The following is a 24986-nucleotide window of genomic DNA, read 5'->3' on the forward strand; positions in this document are numbered from 1 at the left end:
CAAACGGCACGTCGGCAGGCTCTACAGCCGCGCAATCGCCCGCGCGATCAGGTCGAAATAGCCCTCGGCGTCGATGCCGCCCAGGACGAAGGCATTCTTCGGACGGTCGGTGACGCCCCACCAGTCGATCACCGTCATGCCCTGGGTGAGCTGAGATTCCGTCTCGATCTCGACATTGCAGGAACGGCCGGTGAAGAGCCCAGGCTCGAGCAGCCAGGCGATCACGCAGGGATCATGCAGCGGCCCGCCTTCCGAGCCGTATTTCTGGACGTCGAAACGCTCGAAGAAATCGAGCCAACCGACCGCGGCTTCGGACACTTTCGAACCGATCTTCCGGATCCTGTCGACGCGCGGGCGCGTGGTGAGCGCCTTGTGCGTCACGTCGAGGGGCGCCATGGTGATCGAAACGCCAGCAGCGAAAACCGCTTTGGCGGCATGGGGATCGACGAAAATGTTGAACTCGGCTGCCGGCGTCATGTTGCCGCCCTCGAAGCAGCCGCCGCCCATCAGCACGATCTCCTTGATGCGCGGGGCGATGCGCGGCTCGCGCAGCAGCGCCAGCGCGATGTTGGTGAGAGGGCCGAGCGGGCAGAGCGTGATGGTGCCCGAGGGGCGCGTCATCAGGGTCTCGACGATGAAGTCGACGCCATGGCGCGGGCTGAGCGGCATGGTGGGCTCGGGCAGGTCCGCCCCGTCGAGGCCGGTCTTGCCATGCACATGTTCGGCGGTGACCAGCGGGCGCAGCAGCGGCCGGTCCGCCCCGGCGCAGACCGTGATGTCGCGCCGCCCCGCAAGTTCGCAAACGACGCGAGCGTTGCGGCTCGTCAGGGCCAGCGGCACATTGCCCGCCACCGTGGTGATGCCCAGCACCTCGAGCTCGGGACTTCCAAGCGCCAGCAGCAGCGCCAGGGCGTCGTCCTGGCCGGGATCGGTGTCGATGATGATGGAACGGGGCATGGCAGACTCGGTAGCGATAGGGAGGGCCGGACCATGGACCGGCGACGGCCGGCGTGCAAGGCAGCGAAGACACGGGTCTCAGGCCGGCGGCGCCCCGCCCGCTGCATCGAGCTTCTCCTCCAGTCGCTTGACCAATTGCATCAGCTCCGCGACCTGGGTCTCGCGCAGGAGGTCGATCTTCTCATGCAGCAATTCGATCTCCAGTTCCGCCTTGGTGTTGACGTCGTAGTCATGCGTTGCGGCGGCCCGGTCGATGGCGGCCTGCCGGTTCTGGCTCATCATGATGAAGGGCGCGGCATAGGCGGCCTGGAACGACAGCGCCAGGTTGAGCAGGATGAAGGGATAGGGATCCCAATGCTGCATGAACGCGACGACATTCAGCACCACCCAGGCCGCCAGTACGGCCGACTGCACGATGATGAAAGGCCAGCTTCCCATTGTGGCGGCGACGGCATCGGCGATGCGGGCGCCGAGGGGCAAGCCGGCCGGAGCCGACCGCCGCTGCGCACGCCGCTCCTGGCGCAATCGATGCAGGAGCGTGCGCTCCTCGTCATGGAGCTGATGGGCTTTGGCGGTGAGGCTCATCTTCCCGTTCTTTCCGACTCTGCTTGCGGGAAGGCGATGCTACAAGCTTCTGTGCGCGGACGCAGGATCCTGTCGCGCTTAATCCCATGCGATGGCGTGGGATTAAGCGCGATCTGAAACCATGGAGCAGGAGGCTATATCATGGCGGGAGAATCCCACCGCATCGTGGTGGTCGGGGCCGGCTTCGGCGGGCTGGAGGCCATCCATCATCTCAAGGGTGCAGCGGTCGAGATCACGCTGGTCGACCGGCGCAACCACCATATCTTCCAACCCCTGCTCTATCAGGTCGCCACCGCCTCTTTGTCCACCTCCGAGATCGCCTGGCCGATTCGCCATCTCATGCGCGGGCGACCGGAGGTGACCACGCTGCTCGGCGAAGTCACCGGCGTCGACGCAACCGCGCGCCGGGTGCGCCTGAAGGACGGCGCGCAACTCGCCTACGACACGCTGATTCTGGCGACAGGCGCGCGCCATGCCTATTTCGGCCATGACGAATGGGAGCCCCACGCCCCCGGCCTGAAGGCGATCGAGGACGCCACCACCATTCGCCGACGCATTCTCATCGCCTTCGAGAAGGCGGAACGCGAGACCGACCCCGCGATGCAGGATGCCCTACTCACTTTCGTGATCGTCGGCGCTGGGCCGACCGGCGTGGAACTCGCCGGCACCATCGCCGAGCTGGCACGCGACACGCTGGCTCCCGATTTTCGGCGGATCGACACCCACAAGGCTCGGGTCGTGCTGGTGGAAGCCGGGCCTCGCGTACTGGCAGGTTATCCCGATGACCTGTCCGACTACACGAAACAATCGCTGGAAAGCCTTGGCGTCGAGGTCGTTCTCGGCGCTGCGGTCACCGAATGCACGGCCGACGGTGTCATCTATGGCGGCAAGCTGCTGCCGGCTCGCACCATCGTCTGGGCCGCCGGCGTACGCGCCTCCCCCGCCGCCGAATGGCTCGGCGTCCCGGCGGACCGCAACGGCCGAATCATCGTCGAGCCGGGTCTGACCGTTCCCGGTCATCCCGAGATCTTCGCTATCGGCGACACCGTCAGCCTTGCCGGTCCTGACGGGAAGCCGGTCCCCGGCATCGCGCCGGCCGCCAAGCAGGCCGGTGTCTATGTCGCCCGCGTGATTCGGGCCCGCCTGGCGGGCAACCCTGCCCCGCCCCCTTTCCGCTACAAGCATCAGGGCAGCTTGGCGCAGATCGGCAAGAAGCGCGCGGTGATCGACTTCGGCTGGATCAAGCTGCGCGGCGCGCTCGCCTGGTGGATCTGGGGCATCGCCCACATCTATTTCCTGATCAGCGTGCGCTCCCGCCTCAGCGTCGCGCTGAACTGGCTGTGGATCCACACGCGCAATCAGCGGAGCGCCCGCCTGATCACCCAGGGCGGAGACGGGGACGAATCGCGCGCCCGAAGCGGGTGAAGGAACGAGGCGCCCCGATTCGTCCTTCATGCCCTCCCACGCTTGCCCTTACGGCAAGCCTTCGGCGATCTCTCCACAAGGGCTTGTGTGCCATTTTGGATCAACCGCCGGGGATGGTAAATGAAACATGACCGGAACATGGCAATTCAAAGACAGGTTGAAGGCGGCAATTTCGCCAGAGATTCCGGAACCTTGAGGGCTATGGCTCAAGCTTGTCCCCGATTTCCACAGCTTCTACTATATGTAGATAGGCACTCATTTTGCCGGCACTAAATCTTGACGCCCATCCCCATGAGTCCTACCTATTGAGTCACAGTCGGAAACGTCGGCGGCGGGGGTGACCTCGCGGGATTGCGGGGCAGGAGCCCGGCATTCGAACGTTGGCAGGGCCATGTACTCACCGACGAGTAAACAGGATGTCAGACAGATTTCGAACCGAGCCGTAACGATGGCACGGCGCGGATTTTTGCGTCTAATTTTCGGGGCAGAACGCAATGCGGATTGAACGGCTTTACACCAAGAAGGGGCAGTCCCCCTACGCGTCCATCGCGTTCCGGACGGCGACGAGCGAGATCCGGAACCCGGATGGCTCGATCGTCTTCCGGCTGGAGGGCATCGCCGTGCCGGAGGCCTGGAGCCAGGTCGCCGCCGACATCCTGGCGCAGAAATATTTCCGCAAGGCGGGCGTGCCCGCCCGCACCAGGCGCGTGGAAGAAAACGCCGTGCCGTCCTGGCTCTGGCGCACCATCCCCGACAAGAAGGCTCTGGCCGCCCTCCCCGAGGCCGAGCGCTATGTTGGCGAGACGGATTCGCGCCAGGTCTTCGACCGCCTCGCCGGCACCTGGACGTATTGGGGCTGGAAAGGCGGCTATTTCGACAGCGAAGACGATGCCCAGGCCTTCTTCGACGAGCATCGCTACATGCTCGCCATGCAGATGGTCGCGCCCAATTCGCCGCAATGGTTCAACACCGGCCTGCATTGGGCCTATGGCATCGACGGCCCCGGCCAGGGCCATTTCTATGTCGACTACAAGACCGGCAAGCTGACCTCCTCGACCTCGGCCTACGAGCATCCCCAGCCGCATGCCTGCTTCATCCAATCGGTTGCCGACGACCTCGTCAACGAGGGCGGCATCATGGATCTGTGGGTGCGCGAGGCGCGCCTGTTCAAATATGGCTCGGGCACCGGCTCCAACTTCTCGGCCCTGCGCAGCGAGGGTGAAAAGCTCTCGGGCGGCGGGCGCTCTTCCGGCCTGATGTCCTTCCTCAAGATCGGCGACCGCGCCGCCGGCGCCATCAAGTCGGGCGGCACCACGCGCCGCGCCGCCAAGATGGTGGTGGTCGATGCCGACCATCCCGATATCGAGACCTATATCGACTGGAAGGTTCGCGAGGAGCAGAAGGTCGCTGCGCTCGTCACCGGCTCCAAGATCGTGCAGAAGCACCTGAAGGCGGTGATGCGCGCCTGCGTGCAATGCGAAGGCCCGGGCGAGGACTGCTTCGACCCCGAGCGCAACCCTGCCCTCAAGCGCGAGATCAAGGCGGCCCGCCGCGCCCTGGTGTCGGACAACTACATCAAGCGCGTCATCCAGTTCGCCAAGCAGGGCTACAAGGACATCGCCTTCGACACCTACGACACCGACTGGGATTCGGAAGCCTATCTCACGGTATCCGGCCAGAACTCCAACAATTCGGTACGCGTGGACGATGCCTTCCTCAACGCGGTCGAGAAGGATGGCGACTGGGAGCTGAAGGCACGCATCACCGGCAAGACGGTGAAGACGCTGAAGGCACGCGACCTGTGGGAGAAGATCGGACACGCCGCCTGGGCCTCCGCCGATCCGGGAATCCAGTTCCACACCACCATCAATGACTGGCACACCTGCTCGGTTTCGGGGCCGATCCGCGCCTCCAATCCGTGCTCGGAATACATGTTCCTCGACGACACGGCCTGCAATCTCGCCTCGCTGAACCTGCTGCAGTTCCGCAACGCTGACGGCAGTTTCAACCTGGCCTCCTACGAGCATGCCGTTCGCCTGTGGACGATCGTGCTCGAAATCTCGGTGATGATGGCGCAGTTCCCGTCCAAGGCGATCGCGGAACTGTCCTATCGCTACCGCACGCTGGGCCTGGGCTATGCCAATATCGGCGGCCTGCTGATGACCTCCGGCATCCCCTATGATTCCGATGCCGGCCGCGCGCTCGGCGGCGCCTTCTCGGCGATCATGACCGGCGTCGCCTATGCAACCTCGGCCGAGATGGCCAAGGAGCTTGGCCCCTTCCCCGGTTTCGAGCCGAACCGCGAAGCGATGCTGCGCGTCATCCGCAACCATCGTCGCGCCGCCCATGGCGAGAGCACCGGCTATGAGGCGTTGTCCACCACGCCGGTCGCCCTCGACCTCGCCTCCCTCGCCGCTCTCGGCGACAATGGCAAGGCCATCGCCGAACATGCCAAGGCCGCCTGGGACAACGCCCTCGAGCTCGGCGAAGCCCATGGCTACCGCAACGCCCAGGCGACGGTGATCGCGCCCACCGGCACGATCGGCCTCGTCATGGATTGCGACACCACCGGTATCGAGCCCGATTTCGCTCTGGTGAAGTTCAAGAAGCTGGCCGGCGGCGGCTACTTCAAGATCATCAACCGCGCCGTTCCCGCGGCCCTGCGCACCCTCGGTTATTCGGAAGCCGACATCGCCGAGATCGAGGCCTATGCCGTCGGCCATGCCTCGCTGCGTCAGGCTCCGGCCATCAATCACACCTCGCTGGCCGCCAAGGGCTTCACCGAGGAGAAGCTCGCCGTGGTCGAGAAGGCCCTCGCCTCGGCCTTCGACATCAAGTTCGTGTTCAACAAGTGGACGCTGGGCGAGGACTTCATCACCGGTGCGCTCGGCGTCCCGGCCGAGAAGCTCAACGAGCCGTCCTTCGACCTCCTCGTCCATCTCGGCTTCGCCAAGGCGGATATCGAGAAGGCCAACATCCATGTCTGCGGCGCCATGACCCTGGAAGGCGCCCCGCATCTGAAGGCCGAGCACCTGCCGGTGTTCGACTGCGCCAATCCCTGCGGACGCCTTGGCAAGCGCTTCCTCTCGGTCGAAAGCCACATCCGTATGATGGCGGCGGCGCAGCCCTTCATTTCGGGCGCGATCTCCAAGACCATCAACATGCCCAACGATGCGACGGTGGAGGACTGCAAGGCTTCCTATATGCTGTCCTGGCGCCTGGCGCTGAAGGCCAACGCCCTCTATCGCGACGGCTCCAAGCTTTCCCAGCCGCTGAACTCGCAGCTTCTGGCCGACGAGGACGAGGCCGATGCGGTGGAAGAGCATCTCGAGCGCCCCGTGCCCGCCCGGGCGGCCCAGGTCGCCGAGAAGATCGTCGAGCGCATCATCGAGCGGGTGGAAGTGGCGCGCGAGCGCGAGAAGATGCCCGATCGCCGCAAGGGCTACACCCAGAAGGCGGTGGTGGGCGGCCACAAGATCTATCTGCGCACCGGCGAATATGACGACGGTCGCCTCGGCGAGATCTTCATCGACATGCACAAGGAAGGCGCCTCCTTCCGCGCGATGATGAACAATTTCGCCATCGCCATCTCGCTCGGCCTGCAATATGGCGTGCCGCTGGAGGAATATGTCGAAGCCTTCACCTTCACGCGCTTCGAGCCCTCGGGCTTCGTGCAGGGCAACGACTCGATCAAGAACGCCACCTCCATTCTGGACTACGTGTTCCGCGAGCTCGCCATCTCCTATATCGGCCGCTACGACCTCGCCCATGTCGTGCCGGACGAGGACGGCCATGCCACGCTCGGCCGCGGCGACGGCGAGAGCAAGGCCCCGGCCCAGCCGGTGACCGTGCCGGTCTCGCGCGGCCTGGTGCGCTCCAAGACCGAACGCTTCGTGGTGATGCCGGGTGGAGCGACCGCTGCCTCGAATACGCTCGCCCCTGTTACCAGCGATACCCGCGGCGCCATCACCGCTTTGTCGAGCGCCGTAAACACCGGTCTCAGCCGCGGCGTCGTGGCTGGCCCGGGTGCCCAGACCGTCGGTGCCACGGCACTGAAGGAGGAGCCCGCGCTCGACGCCCTTGCCTGGGAAGCCCCGGCAACGCCTGCGGTCAAGCCGGCGTCGGAGCGGCGCAAGGAAGCCAAGCTGCGCGGCTATGAAGGCGAGGCCTGCCCCGAATGCGCCAACTTCACGCTGGTGCGCAACGGCACCTGCCTGAAGTGCGATACCTGCGGCGGCACGACCGGCTGCAGCTGAGGATAGACCGAGAAAGTCCCAAGGTGCGATGGATGTCCTTGAACATCCATCGCCGCGGACGAAGATGGCGTAATTTCAAAGCCTTGAAAAACTCGGATGATGCACCCGCCAAACCTGTTTGGCGGGTGCATTTTCTTAAGGCAACGCCCGATCGTGGCTCTTGCAGCCGCCGATCGGCCTGCTTATCGCCAACCGAGCGCGGGCGCGATCTCGGTCAAGATCGTCTCGATGACATGGGCATTGTAGGCGACGCCGAGCTGGTTGGGGACGGTGAGAAGCAACGTATCGGCCTCGGCGATCGCCTCATCCTGCTTGAGCTGTTCGATGAGCACGTCAGGCTCGGCGGCATAGCTGCGCCCGAAGATCGCGCGCGTCCGCTCGTCGATGAAGCCGATCTGGTCCTCTCCATCGCCTCCCCGCCCGAAATACAGCCGGTCCTCGTCATTCACCAACGCGAAGATGCTCCGGCTGACGGAGACCCTGGGCTCGCGCGCATGGCCGGCCTCTTTCCACGCCGCCCGATAGGCGCGGATCTGCTTGGCCTGCTGGATATGAAAGGCCTCGCCCGTCTCGTCGTTCTTCAGCGTCGAACTTTGCAGGTTCATCCCGAGCCTAGCGGCCCAGACCGCGGTTGCATCCGACGAAGCCCCCCACCAGATCCGCTCGCGCAGGCCCTCGGCATGCGGCTCCAGACGCAGCAGGCCGGGTGGATTGGGAAACATCGGCCGCGGATTGGGCTGGGCGAACCCTTCTCCACGCAACAGGTTCAGGAAGACCTCGGCATGCTGGCGGCCCATGTCGGCGTCGCTCTTGCCCTCCGCCGGCTGGTAGCCGAAATAGCGCCAGCCATCGATCACCTGCTCGGGCGAGCCACGGCTGATGCCAAGCTGCAGGCGCCCTCCCGCGATGAGATCGGCGGAACCGGCGTCCTCGACCATGTAGAACGGGTTTTCGTAGCGCATATCGATCACGGCCGTGCCGATCTCGATACGCTTGGTCCTGGCTCCCACGGCCGCCAACAAAGGGAAAGGCGAGGCAAGCTGGCGCGCAAAGTGATGGACGCGAAAATAGGCGCCATCCGCACCCAGTTCCTCTGCCGCGACGGCCAGATCGATCGACTGCAGCAGCGTATCGGCGGCAGATCGCGTTTGCGATTGGGCCGATGGTGTCCAGTGCCCGAACGAAAGAAAACCGATTTTCTTCATGCCAAATGTCTGCCTGCTGTTTCCCAATCTGGCCGGCAACGGGAAACGGTGCCGGCGCCTTCCAGATATAGGGAGTGACGTGGCATTCCAGCAGCCCCCTGAACGGCGTGATCGGCTCGGAGTCTGGAACGGCAATGGGTCTCATCGGAAGGCCGGCCTCGCTCCCCGGCCTGCTTTCGCTTTGCCCCTTAACGCTCCCATCCTTGCGTAAACGGGAAACGCTCCGCCCAGATCGCCGTCAGCCGAGGATCGGCATCCACGCGACGGACGATCTCCGCCAGGCCGGGCGCAACCTCATAGAAACGCCGTCGCCCGGGCGACCAGCGCGACGCCGTTGCCACATAGAGATCGAGAACCGATAAATTCTCGCCGAGGAAATAGTGGCCCGGACGCAACTGCGCGCCCATCAATTCCCAGCAGCGAGCGATGCGGTCGAACAGGCGAGCCTTGACGGTCGCGTGGTGGCCGGCATGTTCGATGATGCGAGAAGGGTTGTCGGCGACCCAATAGAGGGCATAGATGGCCGAAGAGACGAACGTCATCCAACGCAGGAATGTCGGCCGCGCCGGCTCGCTCAAAGCCGGTGCCAACCGCGCCTCGGGATAGCTATCGGCCAACCAGATCAGGATCGCAGCGCTCTCGCTCATCACTTCGCCCGTCGGCAGTGCCAAAGCCGGCACCTGTCGCATGGGATTGATGTCGGCGAGTTTGTTTTCCTCCTGCTGTCCCTCCCAGGGAGCGCATTCCTCCACGCGATACGGCAATTTCAGAAGGCTAAGGGTCGCCTCGATCGGAACGGAGCCCGAGCCTGCCGCTCCATAGACAACAAATGCCTCGTTCACCGTTTTCTCCTTGATACACCGCAGCCAGAAGCCGGCAACATGCCCGCCCGGCCCGAATCAAGGCCGAGGGATTCGCCGACTCCTGCGTGCCCTCGTTGCGGGGATTCGACAACATCTCGGCGGCCAACCCGGCGATATTCCAGGTTTCAAGCCCAAACAAGGGCGTTTCGGCCCCATTTCTGCCCCTTCGACCTCGGGCTCTTTACATCCCCTGCCATCGCCGCCATCTTGAAGATGTTCGCAACCCACGAAAGGAGGTGATCCAGTGTCTAACCTTACGAAGATCCTGGAAATTTGCGCTGGCTCAGCCAAGGCGGCCTCCGCCGCTTGACGTTCCAGCTACCAAAGATCTGGATCATCCCCGGATGAGAGGTGAGCGCTTCGGTGCTCCCCTCATCCGCCAAGAACCGGCCGGCGCGCGAAGCAATTCGCGCGCCGGTGCCGTTTAAGCGCTTGGCCGTTGCCATTTTCTGACGATCGACAGGCGAGATCGCCGGCATATTGCCGGAAACGGCACTGCCTCCCCGGACGCATGGTCGCAGAATGGTTCCCCGGCAGAGCCGCTCCTTTACAGAAGAAGGCGCCTTGGCTATCGCAGATCTGGCCGCCCTGCCCGGCTTTCCAACGCTGCATCGGCGACGCGCCTTTCCGAGGACCTCCCATTGAGCTCAGCCGTGATGACCTACGCCGCTTTGGTGATTGCGGTGATCCTCGAAATCATAGCCACTTCACTCCTCAAGGCCTCGGACCAATTCACCCGGCTTTGGCCGACGGTGATGATGGGCCTGTGCTACATGGCCGCCTTCTATTTCCTCTCCTACACGCTGCGGACCATGCCGGTCGGCATCGCTTATGCGCTATGGAGCGGCATCGGCATCGTGCTGATCTCGGTGATCGGCTTCGTCGTCTTCAACCAATCGCTCGATCTGCCGGCCATCATCGGCATCGGCCTGATTCTCGCCGGCGTGGTGATCATCAACCTGATGTCGAAATCGATCAGCCACTGATCGGCGTCAGGCGCCCCAGCGCGCGGGCCGCTTCTCCAGGAAGGCCTCGACGCCCTCACGGGCGTCCTCCTCCATCATGTTGCGGGCCATCACCTCGCCGGCAAAAGCATAGGCCTCGTTCAATGCCATCTGGCGCTGGCGGTAGAACATCTGTTTGCCATAGCGCACCGCTGTGGGGCTCTTGGCCAGGATGTCGGCCGTCTTGGCCGCAATGGCGGAATCGAGCTCGCTTTCGGCCACCGCCTGGTTGATCAGGCCCCAATCCGCCGCCGTCTCGGCATCGATAAAACGGCCGGTGACCAGCATGTCGAAGGCGCGCTTGGTCGAGACGTTGCGTGACAGAGCCACCGCCGGCGTGGAGCAGAACAGCCCCACATTGATGCCCGAGACGGCAAAGCGTGCCGCATGCGAGGCGATGGCGAGGTCGCAACTTGCCACCAGCTGACAGCCGGCTGCCGTGGCAATGCCATGCACGCGGGCGATCACCGGTACCGGCAGCGCCTGGATTGCCTGCATCACCCGGCTGCATTGCGCGAACAGAGCCTGATAATAATCGAGCTGGCGGTTGGCGTGCATCTGACGCAGGTCATGCCCGGCGCAGAAGGCCTTGCCATTGGCGGCCAGCACCACGCAACGCACCGTCCTGTCACCGGCGATCGCGTCGAGCGCCTCCTGCAAGGCCGCAAGCATCCCCTCGGAGAGGGCGTTGAACTGTTGCGGCCGATTGAGCGTGAGCGTGGTCACGCCAGCCTTGTCCTGACGCAGCAGGATCGGTTCGGAGGGATGCTCCAACGGCGTGTTCTGGATCGAGACGGCGACAGTCATGGCAACACTCCGCACAGATCGCCAGTCTACGCGCCCGGCCCGCACCTTCGCAATGTCAGACTGGTTTTTCAGGCCGGTTTGCGGATGCGCAGAACGGTGAACAGGCGGGCGGGAGCGACCTCACGCCGCTCGAGCAACTGCGCCTCGGGGCGGCTGGCCAGCCAGTCGGTGATCACCGCATAGGGGAAATGGGGTCGCCAGCCGAGCCAGCCGCCCGCGCCGATCAGGGCTTTCTCCGCCCGCACGCGCCAGCCGCCTTCAGCCGAAAAATGATTGAGGATGATCATCTCGCCGCCCGGCCGGGTTACCCGCCACATCTCCTCCAGGACCTGCCGGGGCGAAGGCGCCACGCTGAGAAGGTAGGGCGCCAGCACCACGTCGAAACGGCCCTCCTGGAACTCCAGGGCCTGCGCATCCATCACCCGGAGGGCCTTGACCTGGCCGAGCCCCTTGCGCTTGACCCGTTCGCGGGCCATATCGAGCATGGGCCGGGCGAGATCGATGCCGACGATGCGCAGATTATCCGGCATCAGGGCAAGTTCGAGCCCCGTGCCGACGCCCGCGACCAGCACCTCGCCCTTGTTGCCGGCGGCCTGGGCGACGGCCCGCGCCGCCGCCAGGCGCCCGGGATGGAACGGCCAGTCGAAAAAGAGATCGTAGAAGCGAGCCCAGCGGTAATAGGTGCGCGCATAGGACGGCTCCGCCGCCGTATTGCTTTCTCTCCCAGCCCATTCCATCGGGAAAAGCCCTTTCACCTTGCCGATCACGGCACCATCCGGTCCTGCCGAAAGGAGCTTGTGATCTCTGGCGCAAAACACGCTTCCTTGAAAACGACGCCTTGCCGCCCCCTTGTTCAACGCCTTGCCGATTAAGCCAATCGCAGGACGCTTTCGCGGGTGATGGCCGGTTCAACCGGCGCCCGCCTCCCGAGCCGAATGCCGATTTCCGGGGCATCCGAAGATATGGCCCTGCTCAACGGCATGGCACTTGGTCTGTTTACGCCTCTTTCTTTTCAAAATATGTCATGGAGAGTCAAGGATTCGAATGCCTGCCTTCGGCGCGATGTCGCGGCCGGGCGCAATATTAGGGACAACTCGTAGGAGCATCTGCGGTTCCCGGGAACCGCAGACACCGCAGCGTCCTCTCCCGGTTCAGCGGGGGAGGCTTCGGCAATCCGGCAAGCGCGTTGATCCGTTTCAAACCGGGAGGCTGTTTCAAACCACGGCGCTGACCTGGATTTCGACCAGCAGTCCCGGAGCGGCCAGCCGCGCTTCCACGGTGGCACGCACCGGCAAGTTGTCCTTGTCGATCCATTGGTCCCAGACTTCGTTCATCTGGTCGAAATGGGCGATGTCCCGCAGCCAGATGCTGGCGCTGATCAAGTTGGACTTGGAGGTGCCGGCTTCGGCCAGCAGCGCATCGATCTGGGCGAGGATATCGCGGGTCTGGCCAATCGTATCGGCTGCCTCGTCGCGGCCGGTGATACCGGCCGTGGTGATGATGCCATTGACGATGACGGCCTCGCAGAACCGCTTGCCGGGATGGAGACGCTTGATCATGGAATTACTCCTGTTGGGTGATGGAATGGATTCGTCGTCCTTTGTCGACTTCACAAGATCGTCTTGCCGAAGGCGGAGAGGATGAAATTGGCGCATTCGGCGCCGATGGTTGCCGGCAATCCGCCATCGATGCCCGAGACGCTGAGGGAGCGCAGCCTGCCGCTGAGCGCCGCCATCTCCATGGCCGAATGGGTCTCCCGCACGGTGATGCCGCCGATGCCGCCGCTCCAGTCCGACATGTCGGTGGCGGTCGGCGAATAGCAAAGATGGAAACCGCGCGTGCCGGCGCAGGCGATGGCGATCGCCTCGCGCATGGCGTGGCGCAGGCCCACCGCGTCGATCTCCGCCATGGTGTAGATGCGCATGCGCGAAGCCTTCAGCGCCTCGGCCTCGGCCGGATCCGCCTCGCGCAGGCCAAGAAGAACCACATTTTCTGCCGCGATATGGGGCGGCAGACGGGAGAGCAGTCGGCGCAAAACGGCGTTTTCGGCGGGCGTCCCCTCGCCGTCATCCGGCATCATCGTCGCCTCGGAATCGATCCAGATCAGTCCCAGCGCATCGTAACGGCGTCCCGCCGCCTCCACGAACGGCATGATACCCGCGCGCCGGGCACCGGTGGACAGCACGACCGACGCTTCCGCACCCGCCGGCTCGAAGCCCAGGCGTTCGATGCGCTCCGCGACATGATGGGTGGCCAGCAGAGCGCGCCCAGCCTCGTCCGTCTCGATCACATAGCTTCTGGTCAGGCCCTGTTCCATCACGTCCCGCATCGGAACCTTCTCCACATATTCCGACGTCATCACCGTCAGCAATGCCCCGTAATTCAGCCGGAAGCTGACATCCTCGCCGACGGCGAGCGGCGGATCGGCATCGGTGAGGTCGAGCACCAGATGGTCGCTGGAAGCCCCCAGAACGCGCACGCCGGCTCGTATCGGCGTCAGTCCTTCGGCGATGACGTCCTCGCGCCCGATATTGGCAATGCCCCGGAGGCGATCGCCCTCGTCGATGAAGACGGGCACATTGCCGAAAGCGTCGATGCCGGATTTGCCGATCGGCATGGAGGGCTTCACCTTCACTTCCAACAGTTCGCCCGTCAGCTCGAAGGCATCGCGGTCGAGGGCCTCCCAGGGTTGCTCCAGGAAGGTGTCGCGTCCGCCCTGCAGGATGGCCTCGCCGATCCTGAGATTGTTGACCCCCGCCGGCATGCCGCCGGCGAGCAGCAGGGGCAGCGAAGAGGAATTGCCGCCCGAAACCCAGTCGAGGTTCCGCCCGGTCACGCTCTCGACCTTGTAGGCATGGGCGACGAGCTGGTCGAGATTCTCCCTGGTGGGAATGATGGCGCCGAAACAGGTGAGATTGGTGCCGACACCGGCGATGCGCACACCGGGCAGCTCCATCACCGCCTCGACGGTGGGGATCAGGTCGCTCGGCCAGATCCCTTCCCGGAGATCGCCGAGGTCCACCATCAGGATGACGTCATGCACCCGCCCCAGCCGCTCGGCCACGCGCGAGATCTCCCGCATCAGCTGAAGCTCGGACTGCAGGCTGATGTCCACCGTGCGCACCAGTTCCTCCACCCGCGACAAGGGTGGGCTGCGCAGCAACATGATGGGGCAGTCGATGCCGGCATCACGCAGCCGGCGGATGTTCTCGAAGCGCGACTCGGCGATGCCGGCAACACCGCCGCGCAGCATTGCCCGCGCCACCTGCGGCATGCCGCAGGTACCCTTGGTCACCCCGAAGGGGGTGATGCCCGATCGGGCGCAGGTCTCGACGATGGTGCGGGCATTGTGTTCGATCCGGGAAAGATCGATGGAAATCTGGGGATCCGGCATCGCGTCAATTCCGGTAGAGCAGGCCTGTCGTGTCGATCTCCGGGCGGCGTCCGGCGACCAGGTCCGCGGTGAGCTTTCCCGAGCCGCAGGCCATGGTCCAGCCGACATGGCCGTGGCCGGTGTCGAGATAGAGATTGGCGTAGCGCGCCCGTCCATGCACCGGCACCGAGCCCGGCATCATCGGCCTGAGACCGGCCCAGAGCACGGCCTTGCTCTCATCGACGGCCCCGGGAAACAGGTCATGCGCCGTCCTGAACATGGCGGCGAAATCGGCAGGCCTGTGCGTGCGGTCATAGCCGGCGAACTCCGCCGTCGAGGCGATGCGCAGGCGATTGCCGAGGCGGGAATAGGCGATCAGCCTGTCCTCGTCGACCCCGCCCATGGTCGGCCCCTTGTCGTCGTCGACCGGGATGGTGGCGGTATAGCCCTTCACCGGATAGACGGGCACATCGATGCCGATCTTGCGGGCGAGCAGCGAACTCTCCGGGCCGAGCGACACCACGACGGCATCGCAGGCGACCGGCCCCTGGTCGGTCAGCACGGCCTTCACCCTATCGCCCTCGATATCGAGGCCGGTCACGGTGGTCTTGAAGCGGAATTGCACGCCATGGCGCTCGCGAGCGAGTTCGGCAAGGCCGCGGGCGAACAGGCTGGAATCACCGGTCTGGTCCATCGGCGAATGGACGCCGCCGGCGATCTGGTGCTTGACGGCGGCAAGCCCCGGTTCCAGTTCCACCAGGCGCTCGCGATCGACGACCTCGATTTTCAGGCCGCGCTCGGCAATATAGCCCATATGCTTGGCGCCGGCATCGAGACTCTGCTGCGAACGGTAGAAATAGAGGATGCCCTTGCGCTTGTCGTCATAGGCAAGGCCGGTCTCCTCCTGCAGCGCGTTGATGCATTGGCGCGCATAGAAGGCCAGCCTGAGCTTCACCTCGGTGTTGGCATTGGCACGGGCCTGCGTGCATTGCAGGAGGAAGCGCCAGGTCCAGGCCAGGAAATGCGGATCGAGATTGAAGCGGACCTTGATGCCCATGTCGGGCTTGTAGAGGGACTTGATGAAGGTCACGAGCGCGGCCGGGGAAGCCCAGGCGGTGGAGTCGCCCGGCGATACCAGCCCGGCATTGCTCTGGCTGGTGCCGCAGGCAATATCGGCATGCCGCTCGATCAGCGTGACCGCATGGCCGTCCCTGGCAAGATACCAGGCCGCAGCCGTGCCGACGACGCCGCCCCCTAGAACGACAACTTTCATTGCGCCCTCCCCAAACGGAATTTTATTCCGTATTTTCAATTTATTATCGGCCTCGGCTGATCTTCTTTCCCATCATCGAGGACCGAGGACGCTCAGCTTACCGCCCCATGTTTGAAGGTCGGGGCGAAACCATCGGAATCGCCGTCATTGAACCGGATGAAGCGCGCCTCTTCCCGGAACTCCGCGCAGGATTGACGCCAGATCACGCCGGGCCAGACCAGTTCGACCGAGGCCTCCTGCGGCCGATAGAGCGCCGTGTAGAGCGTACCGTAGCCCCTGCCGTAGGAGGTCTGATGGACGGGCGGACGCAGGAAGCCCGCCAGGACGCTCTCGGTATTCTGATGGGCTGCCAGCGCCTTCTCCAGCGCCGCCTCCCTCTCCACCGATTTGGTGGTCTGGGCATGGCGCGCCCATTCCACGCCGTGCTGATGGTTGGTGCTGACGAGCTTTGCCGCCACCTCGGCCGGACGGTCGGGGTTGACATAGACGGTGGCGTGCCGGCCCGCGCGATCGACCATCGCCACCGAATAGGACATGTGCACCGGGATGCGCCGCAACATCTCGATCGCCTCGGCCGTGTTAGAGGCGAATTCCAGCACATAGCGCAGCACGATCGGAATGCCGAAGCCGGCCCCCGCGGCTGTCCGCCCGCCGAAGGAAAGCGAGACGGCGAGGCCATCCTCGTTGATGCCGTCGAGCACGCCCCACAGGCAATCGACCACGGCCACCACCCGCTTGCCGTTGAGGCGGGTGGCGAGCCACGACCCCTCCAGGAGACGCGGGCTGTAGTCGTAGTTGCGGATCAGGGCGGGCTCGGGACCGGTGATGATCGCCTGGGAGCAGCCGCCGACATAGACCGGCGGGCACCACATCGACAGGAAGCGCGCCTCCAGATCGCCATCGCCGGCCGCCGAGACGATCGCCTCATAGGCCGGCAGAAGTTCCGGCATATGGGCACGCATCGCCTTCAGGCTCGCCAGATAGGTCGGGCGCGCCCTGATGCCGTCCCGCATGAACCAACGGCTATAGGCATGCCAATGTCGGTCGAACAGCCGGCGCCATTTGGCACCGGGCCGGTCCTCTTCCACGGCTTCGAACAGGAGATCCATGATCGCGCTTACAGGATCTTGAACGAGCCGGCGGACGGCGTGTCGTCGCGCTGGACTTCCGTTAGCGGCTTGGTGGCGTAGAGCCGCTTGATGCCCTTGATCCAGTTGAGCGCCCGCTCGTTCAGGTCGAACTCGTCGTTCATCACCCGGCCTCGCGTGATCAGGATGCCGAGATCGGCACCCTCATAGCGATAGTCGCCGGGCCCCGTGATGCGCAGGAAAAAGGCTTCCTGTTCGTTCTCGATGGCCTGGCGGTGATAGTCGAAGCGGTCATAGGACACGCTCCCATCGGGCGCCATGTGATAGATGCCCGATGAGGGGGCGTGGGTAACGATATCGACGATGTCGTCGGTCGCCTTGATCACCACCTGCGACCAGGAATCGATGAATTCCTTCTGGGCCCAGCGATTGTTCAGTTCCTCGACATCGATCTTGTACTTGATGCCGGAGAATTCCATCAGGTGGAACAGGAAGAGCGGCGCATCGGCATAGGCGAAGGCGGCGTGATTGGTCATCGAACTGGCGCCGCAGATGCGCGGGTTGAGCTCGCCCAGATAGACTTCGTTGTCCTTGACGTCGATCAGGAAGTCGAGGTCGAAATAACCGCGATACCCTTCCTTCACCAGCTGGTTGCCGAAGCGATAGGCCATGTCGCGCGCCTTGGCGCGGATAGTCTCGGAAAAGGCGCCAGGAAAGATCTCGTTGCCGCACCAGCCGCCCTTATAGGGCGTCAGCTCGGGCTGGCCGACGACTTCGGTGAGCAGCGGACCGACCAGCGTGCCGGATTTGGTGGCGCAGGCCTCCATGGTGGCGCCGCGGCACTTGATCCGCTTCATGATCTTGACCTCGTCCTCGGCCGAGATCTCCTTGGCGTATTTGTTGTAGTCGTCCTCGCTGGCGATGAAGAAGGTGGTGTGCCCGCTGTCGCCGAAAGCGGTCTGCACCACGAGATCGGCGCCGATGCCGGCCTTCTTGGCGGCGGCCAGCAGTTCCTCATAGCTCTTGGCGCCGGCCAGCGTGTTGGGGACGGACGGCACCTTGGCCTTGTTGCCGATGCGCACCGTCTCCATCTTGTTGTCGCAGCGCTGGCGCAGCAACGCCTTGGGGAACCATACCTCGATGCCGAGATCGTTGCAGATCTCCTCGGTCGTCTCGTCGAACATCAGGAAGGTCGCAACCGCACGCCCGCCGCGGCGCTTGATGTAATCGATCACTTCCTTGTGCTGGAGAAGATAGTTGTTGATGTCCTCGATACTTTCGAATTCAGCGTGGGGAATCTCGCTGGGAACGAAGACATTGGGGTGGCGTCCGTCGAAGCAATCGATATAGCTGATGAATTTGAAGTTCCTTACCCATTCATCAATGCCGATCAGGTTGAAATTCGTTGCCGATATGAAATAGATCGGCTGCTCGTTGCGATGCATGACAACGCGCAGATCGGCAACATTACGAATGGTCTTCATTGCGAACCCCTTATGCTTTCCTGATCTTATCTTGTGCTTCTTCTTATGCTTTTTCTTGGGCATACGGTCAGACCCTAGCAAACCCGCTCGCTATCGTGTCAAGCGCGTCGTGACGTGCTTGACCTCGAGATAGGACGACATCCCCCAGGGGCCGAGCTCGCGGCCGTTGCCGCTGGCCTTGAAGCCGCCCCAGGAGGTCTGGACGAAGATCGCCTGCGGGCTGTTGATCCAGACATGGCCGGCTTCCAGCGCATCGGCGACGCGATTGGCCTTGTCCCCATCCTCGCTGACGACGGTGGCCACCAGGCCGAAATCGCTGTCATTGGCGAGTTCGATCGCCTCGGCTTCAGTCTCGAAGCTGCGCACGCATAGCACGGGACCGAAGATCTCCTCGCGCCAGAGCGGGCTGTCGGCTGGGACGTCCCCGAAGATGGTGGGCTCGACGAACCACCCCTGGTCCAACCCGGCCGGCTTGCCGCCGCCGGTCAGCAGCTTGAGCCCATCGGCCTTGCCGCGCCCGATATAGGACAGCACCTTGTCGTGCTGGGGCTTCATGGTGATCGGGCCGATCTGGGTATCCTCGTCAAGCGGATCGCCCGGTCTGAGGGCACGCGCCGCGGCCACTACCGCCTCGACCAGCCTGGGAGCAATCGAGCGCTCGACCAGGAGGCGCGAGGTCGCCGAGCACATCTGGCCGGCGTTGAAGAAGATGCCGCCGAGAATGCATTCCACCGCCTGGTCGAAATCGGCATCGCCGAAGACCACGATCGGCGACTTGCCGCCAAGTTCCAGGCTGACCGATTTGGTACCGGGGGCACCGGCCGCCATCACCCGCGCGCCCACTGCATTGGAACCGGTGAAGGAAATCTTCGCTACATCCGGATGCACCGTCATCGGCGCCCCGACCCGCTCACCGGTGCCGGTCACGATGTTGAGCACGCCGGGCGGCAGGCCGATCTCGGCGGCGATGACACCAAGCTCCAGCTCGACCACGGGCGTGATTTCGGATGGTTTCAGCACGACGGTACAGCCAGCCGCCAGCGCCGGCGCCACCTTCCAGGAGGTGGTCACCAGCGGGAAGTTCCAGGGCACGATCAGGCTGGCGACACCCGCCGGCTCGCGGCGCAGACGCGCCCCGAAGGCCGCATCCGGCACCGGCACGGTCCGATCCTGGCTGGCTTCGAGATCGGCCGCCAGTTCGGCGTAATAGGCGAAGGACGCGGCCGCATCCGCCATGTCGATCCGGGCTTCGCCGAGCGGCTTGCCATTGTTGCGTGAGGAGATGCGGGCAAGCTCCTCCGCCCTTTCGGTCAGCCTGTCAGCGATCGCCTTGAGATGACGCCCCCGTTCACGGCCTCCGGCGGCTCGCCAGGCCGGAAACGCCGCCTTCGCTGCCTCGACGGCCTTGGCGACATCGGCAGGACCGCCCGCCGCGACCTGGTGATAGGCAACGCCTCGATAGGGATCGAAGACCGCAATTTGCCCCGGTTCCAGGGGATCCTGCCAGCGACCGTCGATGAAGAGCTGGTGCTGCATGACGGCCCTCATTGCGCCAATGCGGATGCCAACGACGAGCCCGCCCGGATCTCGATTACGGTGGGCACGTCGCGCGTGGCGGAGGCGGCAAGCTCCTGCGTCAATTCCTCGATGGTGCCAGGCAGCGCCGCCGCGCAGCCGAGCGCGCGGGACAGGCCGACAAAGTCCGGCGTGAAGATGTCGACACCGATCTGCGGGATATCCCTGTCCGCCATGAAGGCCTTGATTTCGCCATAGGAGGTGTTGTTCCAGATGATCACGGCGGTAGCGATCCTGGCTTCGACGGCGCTCGCCAGTTCCTGCAAGGAGAATTGCAGGCCGCCATCGCCGATCAGGCAGACGGACGGGCGGTCCGGCGCGCCGAGCTTGGCGCCGAAGGCCGCGGGAAGACCATAGCCGAGCGTGCCATAGCCGGTTGAGGAGTTGAAAAAGGATCGGGGCTGGGGTGCCTGGTAGAACTGGTTGACGGCATAGACCGGCTCTGTCTGGTCGCCGGCCACAACCGCGTCCGGCAGGGTCTTCGTCACGATCTCCATCAACCTGCCGTGCACGCGGCAGGCAGGCCACAGGCCGGCCTCGACCTTGGCTCGCACGGCCTTGGCGCGTGCCTCGCCCTCACCCGCCGGGCGTCCCTCGCCGAGAGCGGCCGAAAGGGCGCAGGCCACCAGCTTGGCATCGGCCGCGATCGGCAGGTCACAGCGCAAGCCGGCCGCGAGTTGGAGCGGATCGATGTCGATGCGGATCAGCGGCCCGCCGAATGTCAGCGGTTTGGGCTCGGGATACATTTCCGTCTCGCCGAACTCGGTACCGATGGCGAGGATGGCATCGCTGGCCGCCAGTTCCTCCAGCAGCGGCTCCATGCCGAGATTGCCGTTGAGGGCGAGCGGGTGGCCGGGTTTCAGGATACCGCGGCCATTGATGGTGGTGAAGACAGGTGCATCGAGCTTGCCGGCGATGGCGGTGATCTCGGCCGCCGCATCGGCCGCGCCGCCCCCCGCCACGATGAGCGGGCGTCTGGCGCTCTTGAGGATGGACGCGGCCTTTTCGATGTCGGCCGCGCCCGCGGAGGCCTTGGCCGGCAGCGGCCAGGCCTGTGTCGGCAGGTGGCCGGCCGGCGCCACGATGACATCGAGCGGAATTTCGATATGTACCGGACGCGGGCGCTGGGAATTGAATACGGTGAAGGCGCGCGCCATCACCTCGGGCAGCTGATCGGGATCGAGCAGCGTATGGCTGAAGGCACTAACCCCGGCCACCAGATTGCGCTGGGAGGGCAGTTCGTGCAGCCGCCCCTGCCCCATCGCCAGCTGCTCCCGCGCGTTCACCGCCGAGATGACCAGCATCGGTACCGAATCCGCATAGGCCTGGCCCATGGCAGTGGCGATGTTGGTCATGCCCGGGCCGGTGACGATGAAACACACGCCAGGCTTGCCCGTCACTCGGGCATAGCCGTCGGCCATGAAGCCGGCGCCCTGCTCATGGCGCGGCGTGACATGACGGATCTCCGTGGCCGGCAGGCCGCGATAGAGTTCCACCGTATGCACGCCGGGAATGCCGAAGATCAGGTCGACGCCATAGGATTCCAGCAGCCTGACCAGATATTCGCCGGTGGTGAGGGACGAGCCTGACATGTGATGCACCGCTTCTTGAGGTCTATCGCCGCTGCACGCCCGGGAGCACGCAGAGCATTTCGAACAGGAGATTGGCCGCGGTGATCGCGGTGTTTCCGGCCGGATCGTAGGGCGGCGACACTTCGACGAGATCGCAGCCGACCAGGTTGAGGCCCCAGCAGCCGCGGATGATCTCGAGCGCCTGGATAGTGGTGAGGCCGCCGATTTCCGGCGTGCCGGTACCGGGGGCGATGCTGGGATCGAGGCTGTCGATATCGTAGGTCAGATAAACGGGTCCGCTGCCGACCTGGGCGCGAACTTCCTCCATCAGCGGCGTCAGCGACTTGTGCCAGCACTCTTCGGCCTGCACCACGCGGAAGCCCTGCTCGCGCGGCCAGTCGAAATCGTCGGCGGCATAGCCGGTGCCGCGCACGCCGATCTGCACGCAGCGCTTGGTGTCGAGCACGCCTGCCTCCACCGCCCGGCGGAAGGGCGTGCCATGGGCGATCGGCTCCCCGAACATATGTTCGTTGATATCGGCATGGGCATCGACATGGATCAGGCCGACGGGTCCGTATTTCTCGGCCATGGCGCGCAGGATCGGATAGCTCAGCGTGTGGTCACCGCCCAGCGTCAGCGGCCGGCAGCCATTCCTGATGATCTCGCGATAGGCGTCGGTGATGATGTCGACGCATTTGGGCAGGTTGAAGGTATCGATGGCGACGTCGCCGATATCGGCGACCTGCAGGCTGTCGAACGGGGCGGCACGGGTCGCCATGTTGTAGGGGCGGATCATGCAGGATTCGGTGCGGATCTGGCGTGGCCCGAAGCGGGTTCCCGGCCGGTTCGAGGTGCCGATATCCATGGGAATGCCGACGAAGCAGGCGTCCAGCCCCTCCGTGGTCGGCTGCGTCGGCAGCCGCATCATGGTAGCGGGACCGCCGAAACGCGGCATCTCGTTTCCGCCGAGCGGCTGGTTGAAGGATTTGGCCGTCATGATTTCCTCCGATGGAGCCGGCGCTCACTCCTGCGCGACCGCCCACCCCTGAACTTCGAGTAAACTGGGCCCCGAGGACCCAGTTTTTGGTAGCCGGTAATGCCCTACTCGTCCACGCGCGGCAGGATGAGGCAGGGTACCGGCGAGTTATGCGCGATCTTGCTGGAGTTGGAGCCGAGGAAGACTCGCATCAGAGGCCCCAGGCTGCTCGAGCCCACCACCAGCAATTCGGCATTCGCCCAGAGCAGCGAATCGAAAGCGGCCTTCCAGTTCTTGCCGTCGCCGATCTCCCCGGAGATCTCGACAGGCCCGTCCCAATGATCGAGGACGGCGGCCTGCGCAGCGCTTGCCTGTTCGCGCAGGGTGTTGGAGACGATGTTCTCGGCGTCATAGCCTGCGCCGGTCGGATACATCTGCTTGTCGCGCACCACCAAAGTCACCAGGCGCAGGGGAACGCCGAGCAATTGGGCAAGATCGGCACTACGCCTGGCCAGCCCCGGCGAAGAGGCACTGCCGGCAAAGGCGCAGCTCAGCCGCCGCACCTGCGTCCTCGCATCGGCTGAATAGCCCCGTGGCGCCACGGCGACGGGCAGATGAGCCGAGCGCAGCACATCCGTGGTGACATGCCCCTCCCCGAAACGGCCGAGTGGGGCGGCACGGGTCGAGCCCAGCACCAGGCAGTCGGCACCGATTTCGGAGGCCACCTGCAGCAGTCCTTCACGGGCGGACGCGGCGGAGACGATGACGAATTCGGCCTGGACATCGGGAGGCAGGCTCGCCTCGGCCTTCTCCTGCGCCTTGGTGGCGTGCTGGTGCAGGAAATTGCCATACTCGCCATCGACACGCGCCGGCGACGGCGGGCCCCAGGTATCGGGCGTGACGGTGCACACGACCAGGGAGGCGCCGCAGGAGCGCGACAGCACCGCGCCGAGGGCGAGCGCCTCGCGCCCGCCCTGGTCGGCGGAAAGGCCAACGAGATATTTCATTGGGCTGCCTCACCGACGGCATTGTCAGGGATCTCCAGCCGCGAATGGCGGGCCGAATAGGTGAAGTAAAGCAGCGCCGCGATCGCGATCCACACGCCGGTAATGGCAAAGACGATGCCGCTCAGCCGCAGGATGAGATAGACGCAGGCGATGATCGAGAGGATCGGCAGCACCGGTCCGAACGGAACCCGGTAGCCGCGCTGCATGTCGGGCTGGGTATAACGCAGGATGAGCACGCCGGCAGAGACCACGGTGAAGGCCACCAGCGTGCCCATGCTGGTGAGATCCCACAGCAGCCCGGCCGGAACGAAGGCGGCGATCAGAGCCACGAAGACCGAGACGATGATGGTGCAGGCAACCGGCGTCATGGTGCGCGGGTTCACGTCATGGAAGATGGCCGGCAGCATGCCGTCGCGGGACACCGCGAATAGAATGCGCGACTGGCCGTAAAGCACGATCAGCGTCACCGAGAAGATCGAGATCACTGCGCCGGCCGCAAGGAGATTGGCAGGCCAGGCCGCGCCGGTGATGTTCTGGAGGATGGTGGCGAGGCCCGCTTCCTGCCCGTCGAACTGGCTGGCCGGCTGCACGCCGAGAGCGGCAACGGCGACGAGGACATAGAAGGAGGTGACGATCACCAGGGCCGCAATGATGGCGAGCGGCAGGTTCCGCTTGGGATTAACCACTTCCTCGCCGGCCGTCGACACTGCATCGAGGCCCACGAAGGTGAAGAAGATCGACGCGGCAGCCGCTTGCACGCCGTTAAATCCTTTCTCCCCGAAGAAGGGCGTGAAATTGGCAGCGTTGAAGGCGCTGCCGGCAATCACGATGAACAGCGTCAGCACCGCCAGCTTGATCAGCACCATGATGGCGTTGGTGCGGGCCGATTCCTTGGAGCCGCGCAGCAGCAAGAGGCAGCACAGCGCCACCAGGATCACGGCCGGCAGGTTGATCAGGCCGGAGCCGTCGGCGAAAAACGCCATGGCAAAGGGGTTGTCGCTGTCAGGAAGCGTGATCGGCCCCTTGATCATCCAGCCGGGCAGCACGATGCCCGTCAGATTGCTCAGGAGCTTCTCGACATATTCGGCCCAGCCGACCGCCACCGCGGCGGCAGAGATGCCATATTCGAGCACCAGGCAGGCGGCCACGAAGAAGGCGACGCCCTCGCCCAGCGTGGCGTAGGCGTAGGAATAGGAAGAGCCGGAGACCGGGATCATCGAGCTCATCTCGGCATAGCACAGCGCCGACAGCCCCGCTGCAACGGCAGCGATGACGAAGGAGATCACCACTGCCGGCCCTGCGACGGGTACCTGCTCGCTCAGCACGAAGAAGATGCCGGTACCAATCGTGGCACCCACACCGAACATGGTGAGCTGGAACAAGGTGATGGAGCGGCCGAGATGGCCGTGGCCATCACCGCTGTCAGCGGTATCGGCGACCAGTCGACTGACCGGCTTCTTGCGGGTGAGCCGCTCGATGAGGGATGACGCCATGGTTTCACTTCCCCTGGATTGCCCTTGCGGGTGCCTTCTTATTG

19 protein-coding genes are annotated in these 24986 nt (G+C 64.5%); 3 read left to right on the plus strand and 16 right to left on the minus strand.

Annotated features, from left to right (window positions below):
- Positions 1–21: 21 nt before the first annotated feature.
- Together J8I29_RS06855 and J8I29_RS06860 are read right to left on the minus strand one after the other, a co-directional pair.
- On the minus strand, positions 22–957 hold the full coding sequence (locus J8I29_RS06855) for a nucleoside hydrolase (RefSeq protein WP_209431071.1): 936 nt from the start codon (positions 955–957) through the stop codon (positions 22–24).
- Between the two features lie 78 nt (positions 958–1035).
- A complete protein-coding gene (locus J8I29_RS06860; RefSeq protein ID WP_105865056.1) occupies positions 1036–1542 on the minus strand; it encodes a DUF1003 domain-containing protein in 507 nt (168 codons plus the stop codon).
- Between the two features lie 141 nt (positions 1543–1683).
- On the opposite strand from J8I29_RS06860, the gene J8I29_RS06865 reads away from it, so the two are divergent.
- Entirely contained in the window at positions 1684–2967 is a 1284-nt protein-coding gene (locus J8I29_RS06865) for an NAD(P)/FAD-dependent oxidoreductase (RefSeq protein ID WP_209431072.1), read from the plus strand.
- A gap of 494 nt (positions 2968–3461) precedes the next feature.
- Positions 3462–7223 carry a vitamin B12-dependent ribonucleotide reductase gene (locus tag J8I29_RS06870; RefSeq protein ID WP_209431073.1) on the plus strand — a complete coding sequence of 1254 codons (3762 nt, stop codon included), beginning with the start codon at positions 3462–3464 and terminating at the stop codon, positions 7221–7223.
- Positions 7224–7405: 182 nt separating this feature from the next.
- Here J8I29_RS06870 and J8I29_RS06875 read toward each other — a convergent pair whose 3' ends face one another.
- Positions 7406–8428 (minus strand): LLM class flavin-dependent oxidoreductase, encoded by a 1023-nt coding sequence (locus J8I29_RS06875; RefSeq protein ID WP_209431074.1) that lies wholly within the window; start codon positions 8426–8428, stop codon positions 7406–7408.
- Positions 8429–8616: 188 nt separating this feature from the next.
- The gene (locus J8I29_RS06880; RefSeq protein WP_209431075.1) at positions 8617–9270 is read right to left on the minus strand and encodes a glutathione S-transferase family protein; all 654 of its coding nucleotides are present in this window, start codon (positions 9268–9270) and stop codon (positions 8617–8619) included.
- Between the two features lie 662 nt (positions 9271–9932).
- Between J8I29_RS06880 and J8I29_RS06885 the strand changes: the two genes are divergently transcribed.
- Entirely contained in the window at positions 9933–10277 is a 345-nt protein-coding gene (locus J8I29_RS06885) for an SMR family transporter (protein WP_280869977.1), read from the plus strand.
- Between the two features lie 6 nt (positions 10278–10283).
- On the opposite strand, the gene J8I29_RS06890 is transcribed toward J8I29_RS06885, so the two are convergent.
- The 12 genes from J8I29_RS06890 to J8I29_RS06945 all read right to left on the minus strand — a co-directional run bounded on the left by J8I29_RS06890 (position 10284) and on the right by J8I29_RS06945 (position 24942).
- Positions 10284–11102 (minus strand): enoyl-CoA hydratase, encoded by an 819-nt coding sequence (locus J8I29_RS06890; protein WP_209431076.1) that lies wholly within the window; start codon positions 11100–11102, stop codon positions 10284–10286.
- Between the two features lie 68 nt (positions 11103–11170).
- Positions 11171–11869, minus strand: a complete 699-nt coding sequence (locus J8I29_RS06895) for a class I SAM-dependent methyltransferase (RefSeq protein ID WP_209431077.1) — start codon at positions 11867–11869, stop codon at positions 11171–11173.
- Between the two features lie 447 nt (positions 11870–12316).
- Positions 12317–12661 carry a RidA family protein gene (locus tag J8I29_RS06900; RefSeq protein WP_105865065.1) on the minus strand — a complete coding sequence of 115 codons (345 nt, stop codon included), beginning with the start codon at positions 12659–12661 and terminating at the stop codon, positions 12317–12319.
- A gap of 50 nt (positions 12662–12711) precedes the next feature.
- Entirely contained in the window at positions 12712–14496 is a 1785-nt protein-coding gene (locus J8I29_RS06905) for an alanine racemase (protein ID WP_209431078.1), read from the minus strand.
- Between the two features lie 4 nt (positions 14497–14500).
- A complete protein-coding gene (locus J8I29_RS06910; protein ID WP_209431079.1) occupies positions 14501–15748 on the minus strand; it encodes a D-amino acid dehydrogenase in 1248 nt (415 codons plus the stop codon).
- 92 nt (positions 15749–15840) lie between these two features.
- Positions 15841–16857 carry a C45 family peptidase gene (locus J8I29_RS06915; protein WP_209431080.1) on the minus strand — a complete coding sequence of 339 codons (1017 nt, stop codon included), beginning with the start codon at positions 16855–16857 and terminating at the stop codon, positions 15841–15843.
- An 8-nt stretch (positions 16858–16865) separates the two neighbouring features.
- On the minus strand, positions 16866–18320 hold the full coding sequence (locus tag J8I29_RS06920; protein ID WP_209431081.1) for a biotin carboxylase: 1455 nt from the start codon (positions 18318–18320) through the stop codon (positions 16866–16868).
- A 90-nt stretch (positions 18321–18410) separates the two neighbouring features.
- Positions 18411–19856 carry an aldehyde dehydrogenase family protein gene (locus tag J8I29_RS06925; protein WP_209431082.1) on the minus strand — a complete coding sequence of 482 codons (1446 nt, stop codon included), beginning with the start codon at positions 19854–19856 and terminating at the stop codon, positions 18411–18413.
- An 8-nt stretch (positions 19857–19864) separates the two neighbouring features.
- Positions 19865–21487 carry a 5-guanidino-2-oxopentanoate decarboxylase gene (locus tag J8I29_RS06930; RefSeq protein WP_209431083.1) on the minus strand — a complete coding sequence of 541 codons (1623 nt, stop codon included), beginning with the start codon at positions 21485–21487 and terminating at the stop codon, positions 19865–19867.
- A gap of 22 nt (positions 21488–21509) precedes the next feature.
- Positions 21510–22463 carry an agmatinase gene (gene speB, locus J8I29_RS06935; RefSeq protein ID WP_105865072.1) on the minus strand — a complete coding sequence of 318 codons (954 nt, stop codon included), beginning with the start codon at positions 22461–22463 and terminating at the stop codon, positions 21510–21512.
- Positions 22464–22567: 104 nt separating this feature from the next.
- A complete protein-coding gene (locus J8I29_RS06940; protein WP_209431084.1) occupies positions 22568–23449 on the minus strand; it encodes a universal stress protein in 882 nt (293 codons plus the stop codon).
- Complete coding sequence (locus tag J8I29_RS06945) at positions 23446–24942, minus strand: amino acid permease (RefSeq protein WP_209431085.1); 1497 nt, start codon at positions 24940–24942, stop codon at positions 23446–23448. The genes J8I29_RS06940 and J8I29_RS06945 overlap by 4 nt, the downstream gene beginning before the upstream one ends.
- Between the last annotated feature and the right edge of the window lie 44 nt (positions 24943–24986).

Origin of the sequence: Labrys sp. LIt4 (genome assembly GCF_017813775.1) — a bacterium.
In the GTDB taxonomy this organism is placed as follows: domain Bacteria; phylum Pseudomonadota; class Alphaproteobacteria; order Rhizobiales; family Labraceae; genus Labrys; species Labrys okinawensis_A.

What these genes read in the sequence shown, in the direction of transcription:
- J8I29_RS06915 (WP_209431080.1), bottom strand. Translation starts at nt 16,857, where the DNA reads ATGGATCTCCTGTTCGAAGCCGTGGAAGAGGACCGGCCCGGTGCCAAA.
- J8I29_RS06890 (WP_209431076.1), bottom strand. Translation starts at nt 11,102, where the DNA reads ATGACTGTCGCCGTCTCGATCCAGAACACGCCGTTGGAGCATCCCTCC.
- J8I29_RS06925 (WP_209431082.1), bottom strand. Translation starts at nt 19,856, where the DNA reads ATGCAGCACCAGCTCTTCATCGACGGTCGCTGGCAGGATCCCCTGGAA.
- J8I29_RS06945 (WP_209431085.1), bottom strand. Translation starts at nt 24,942, where the DNA reads ATGGCGTCATCCCTCATCGAGCGGCTCACCCGCAAGAAGCCGGTCAGT.
- J8I29_RS06930 (WP_209431083.1), bottom strand. Translation starts at nt 21,487, where the DNA reads ATGTCAGGCTCGTCCCTCACCACCGGCGAATATCTGGTCAGGCTGCTG.
- J8I29_RS06855 (WP_209431071.1), bottom strand. Translation starts at nt 957, where the DNA reads ATGCCCCGTTCCATCATCATCGACACCGATCCCGGCCAGGACGACGCC.
- J8I29_RS06910 (WP_209431079.1), bottom strand. Translation starts at nt 15,748, where the DNA reads ATGAAAGTTGTCGTTCTAGGGGGCGGCGTCGTCGGCACGGCTGCGGCC.
- speB (WP_105865072.1), bottom strand. Translation starts at nt 22,463, where the DNA reads ATGACGGCCAAATCCTTCAACCAGCCGCTCGGCGGAAACGAGATGCCG.
- J8I29_RS06900 (WP_105865065.1), bottom strand. Translation starts at nt 12,661, where the DNA reads ATGATCAAGCGTCTCCATCCCGGCAAGCGGTTCTGCGAGGCCGTCATC.
- J8I29_RS06940 (WP_209431084.1), bottom strand. Translation starts at nt 23,449, where the DNA reads ATGAAATATCTCGTTGGCCTTTCCGCCGACCAGGGCGGGCGCGAGGCG.
- J8I29_RS06920 (WP_209431081.1), bottom strand. Translation starts at nt 18,320, where the DNA reads ATGAAGACCATTCGTAATGTTGCCGATCTGCGCGTTGTCATGCATCGC.
- J8I29_RS06875 (WP_209431074.1), bottom strand. Translation starts at nt 8,428, where the DNA reads ATGAAGAAAATCGGTTTTCTTTCGTTCGGGCACTGGACACCATCGGCC.
- J8I29_RS06870 (WP_209431073.1), top strand. Translation starts at nt 3,462, where the DNA reads ATGCGGATTGAACGGCTTTACACCAAGAAGGGGCAGTCCCCCTACGCG.
- J8I29_RS06905 (WP_209431078.1), bottom strand. Translation starts at nt 14,496, where the DNA reads ATGCCGGATCCCCAGATTTCCATCGATCTTTCCCGGATCGAACACAAT.
- J8I29_RS06865 (WP_209431072.1), top strand. Translation starts at nt 1,684, where the DNA reads ATGGCGGGAGAATCCCACCGCATCGTGGTGGTCGGGGCCGGCTTCGGC.
- J8I29_RS06860 (WP_105865056.1), bottom strand. Translation starts at nt 1,542, where the DNA reads ATGAGCCTCACCGCCAAAGCCCATCAGCTCCATGACGAGGAGCGCACG.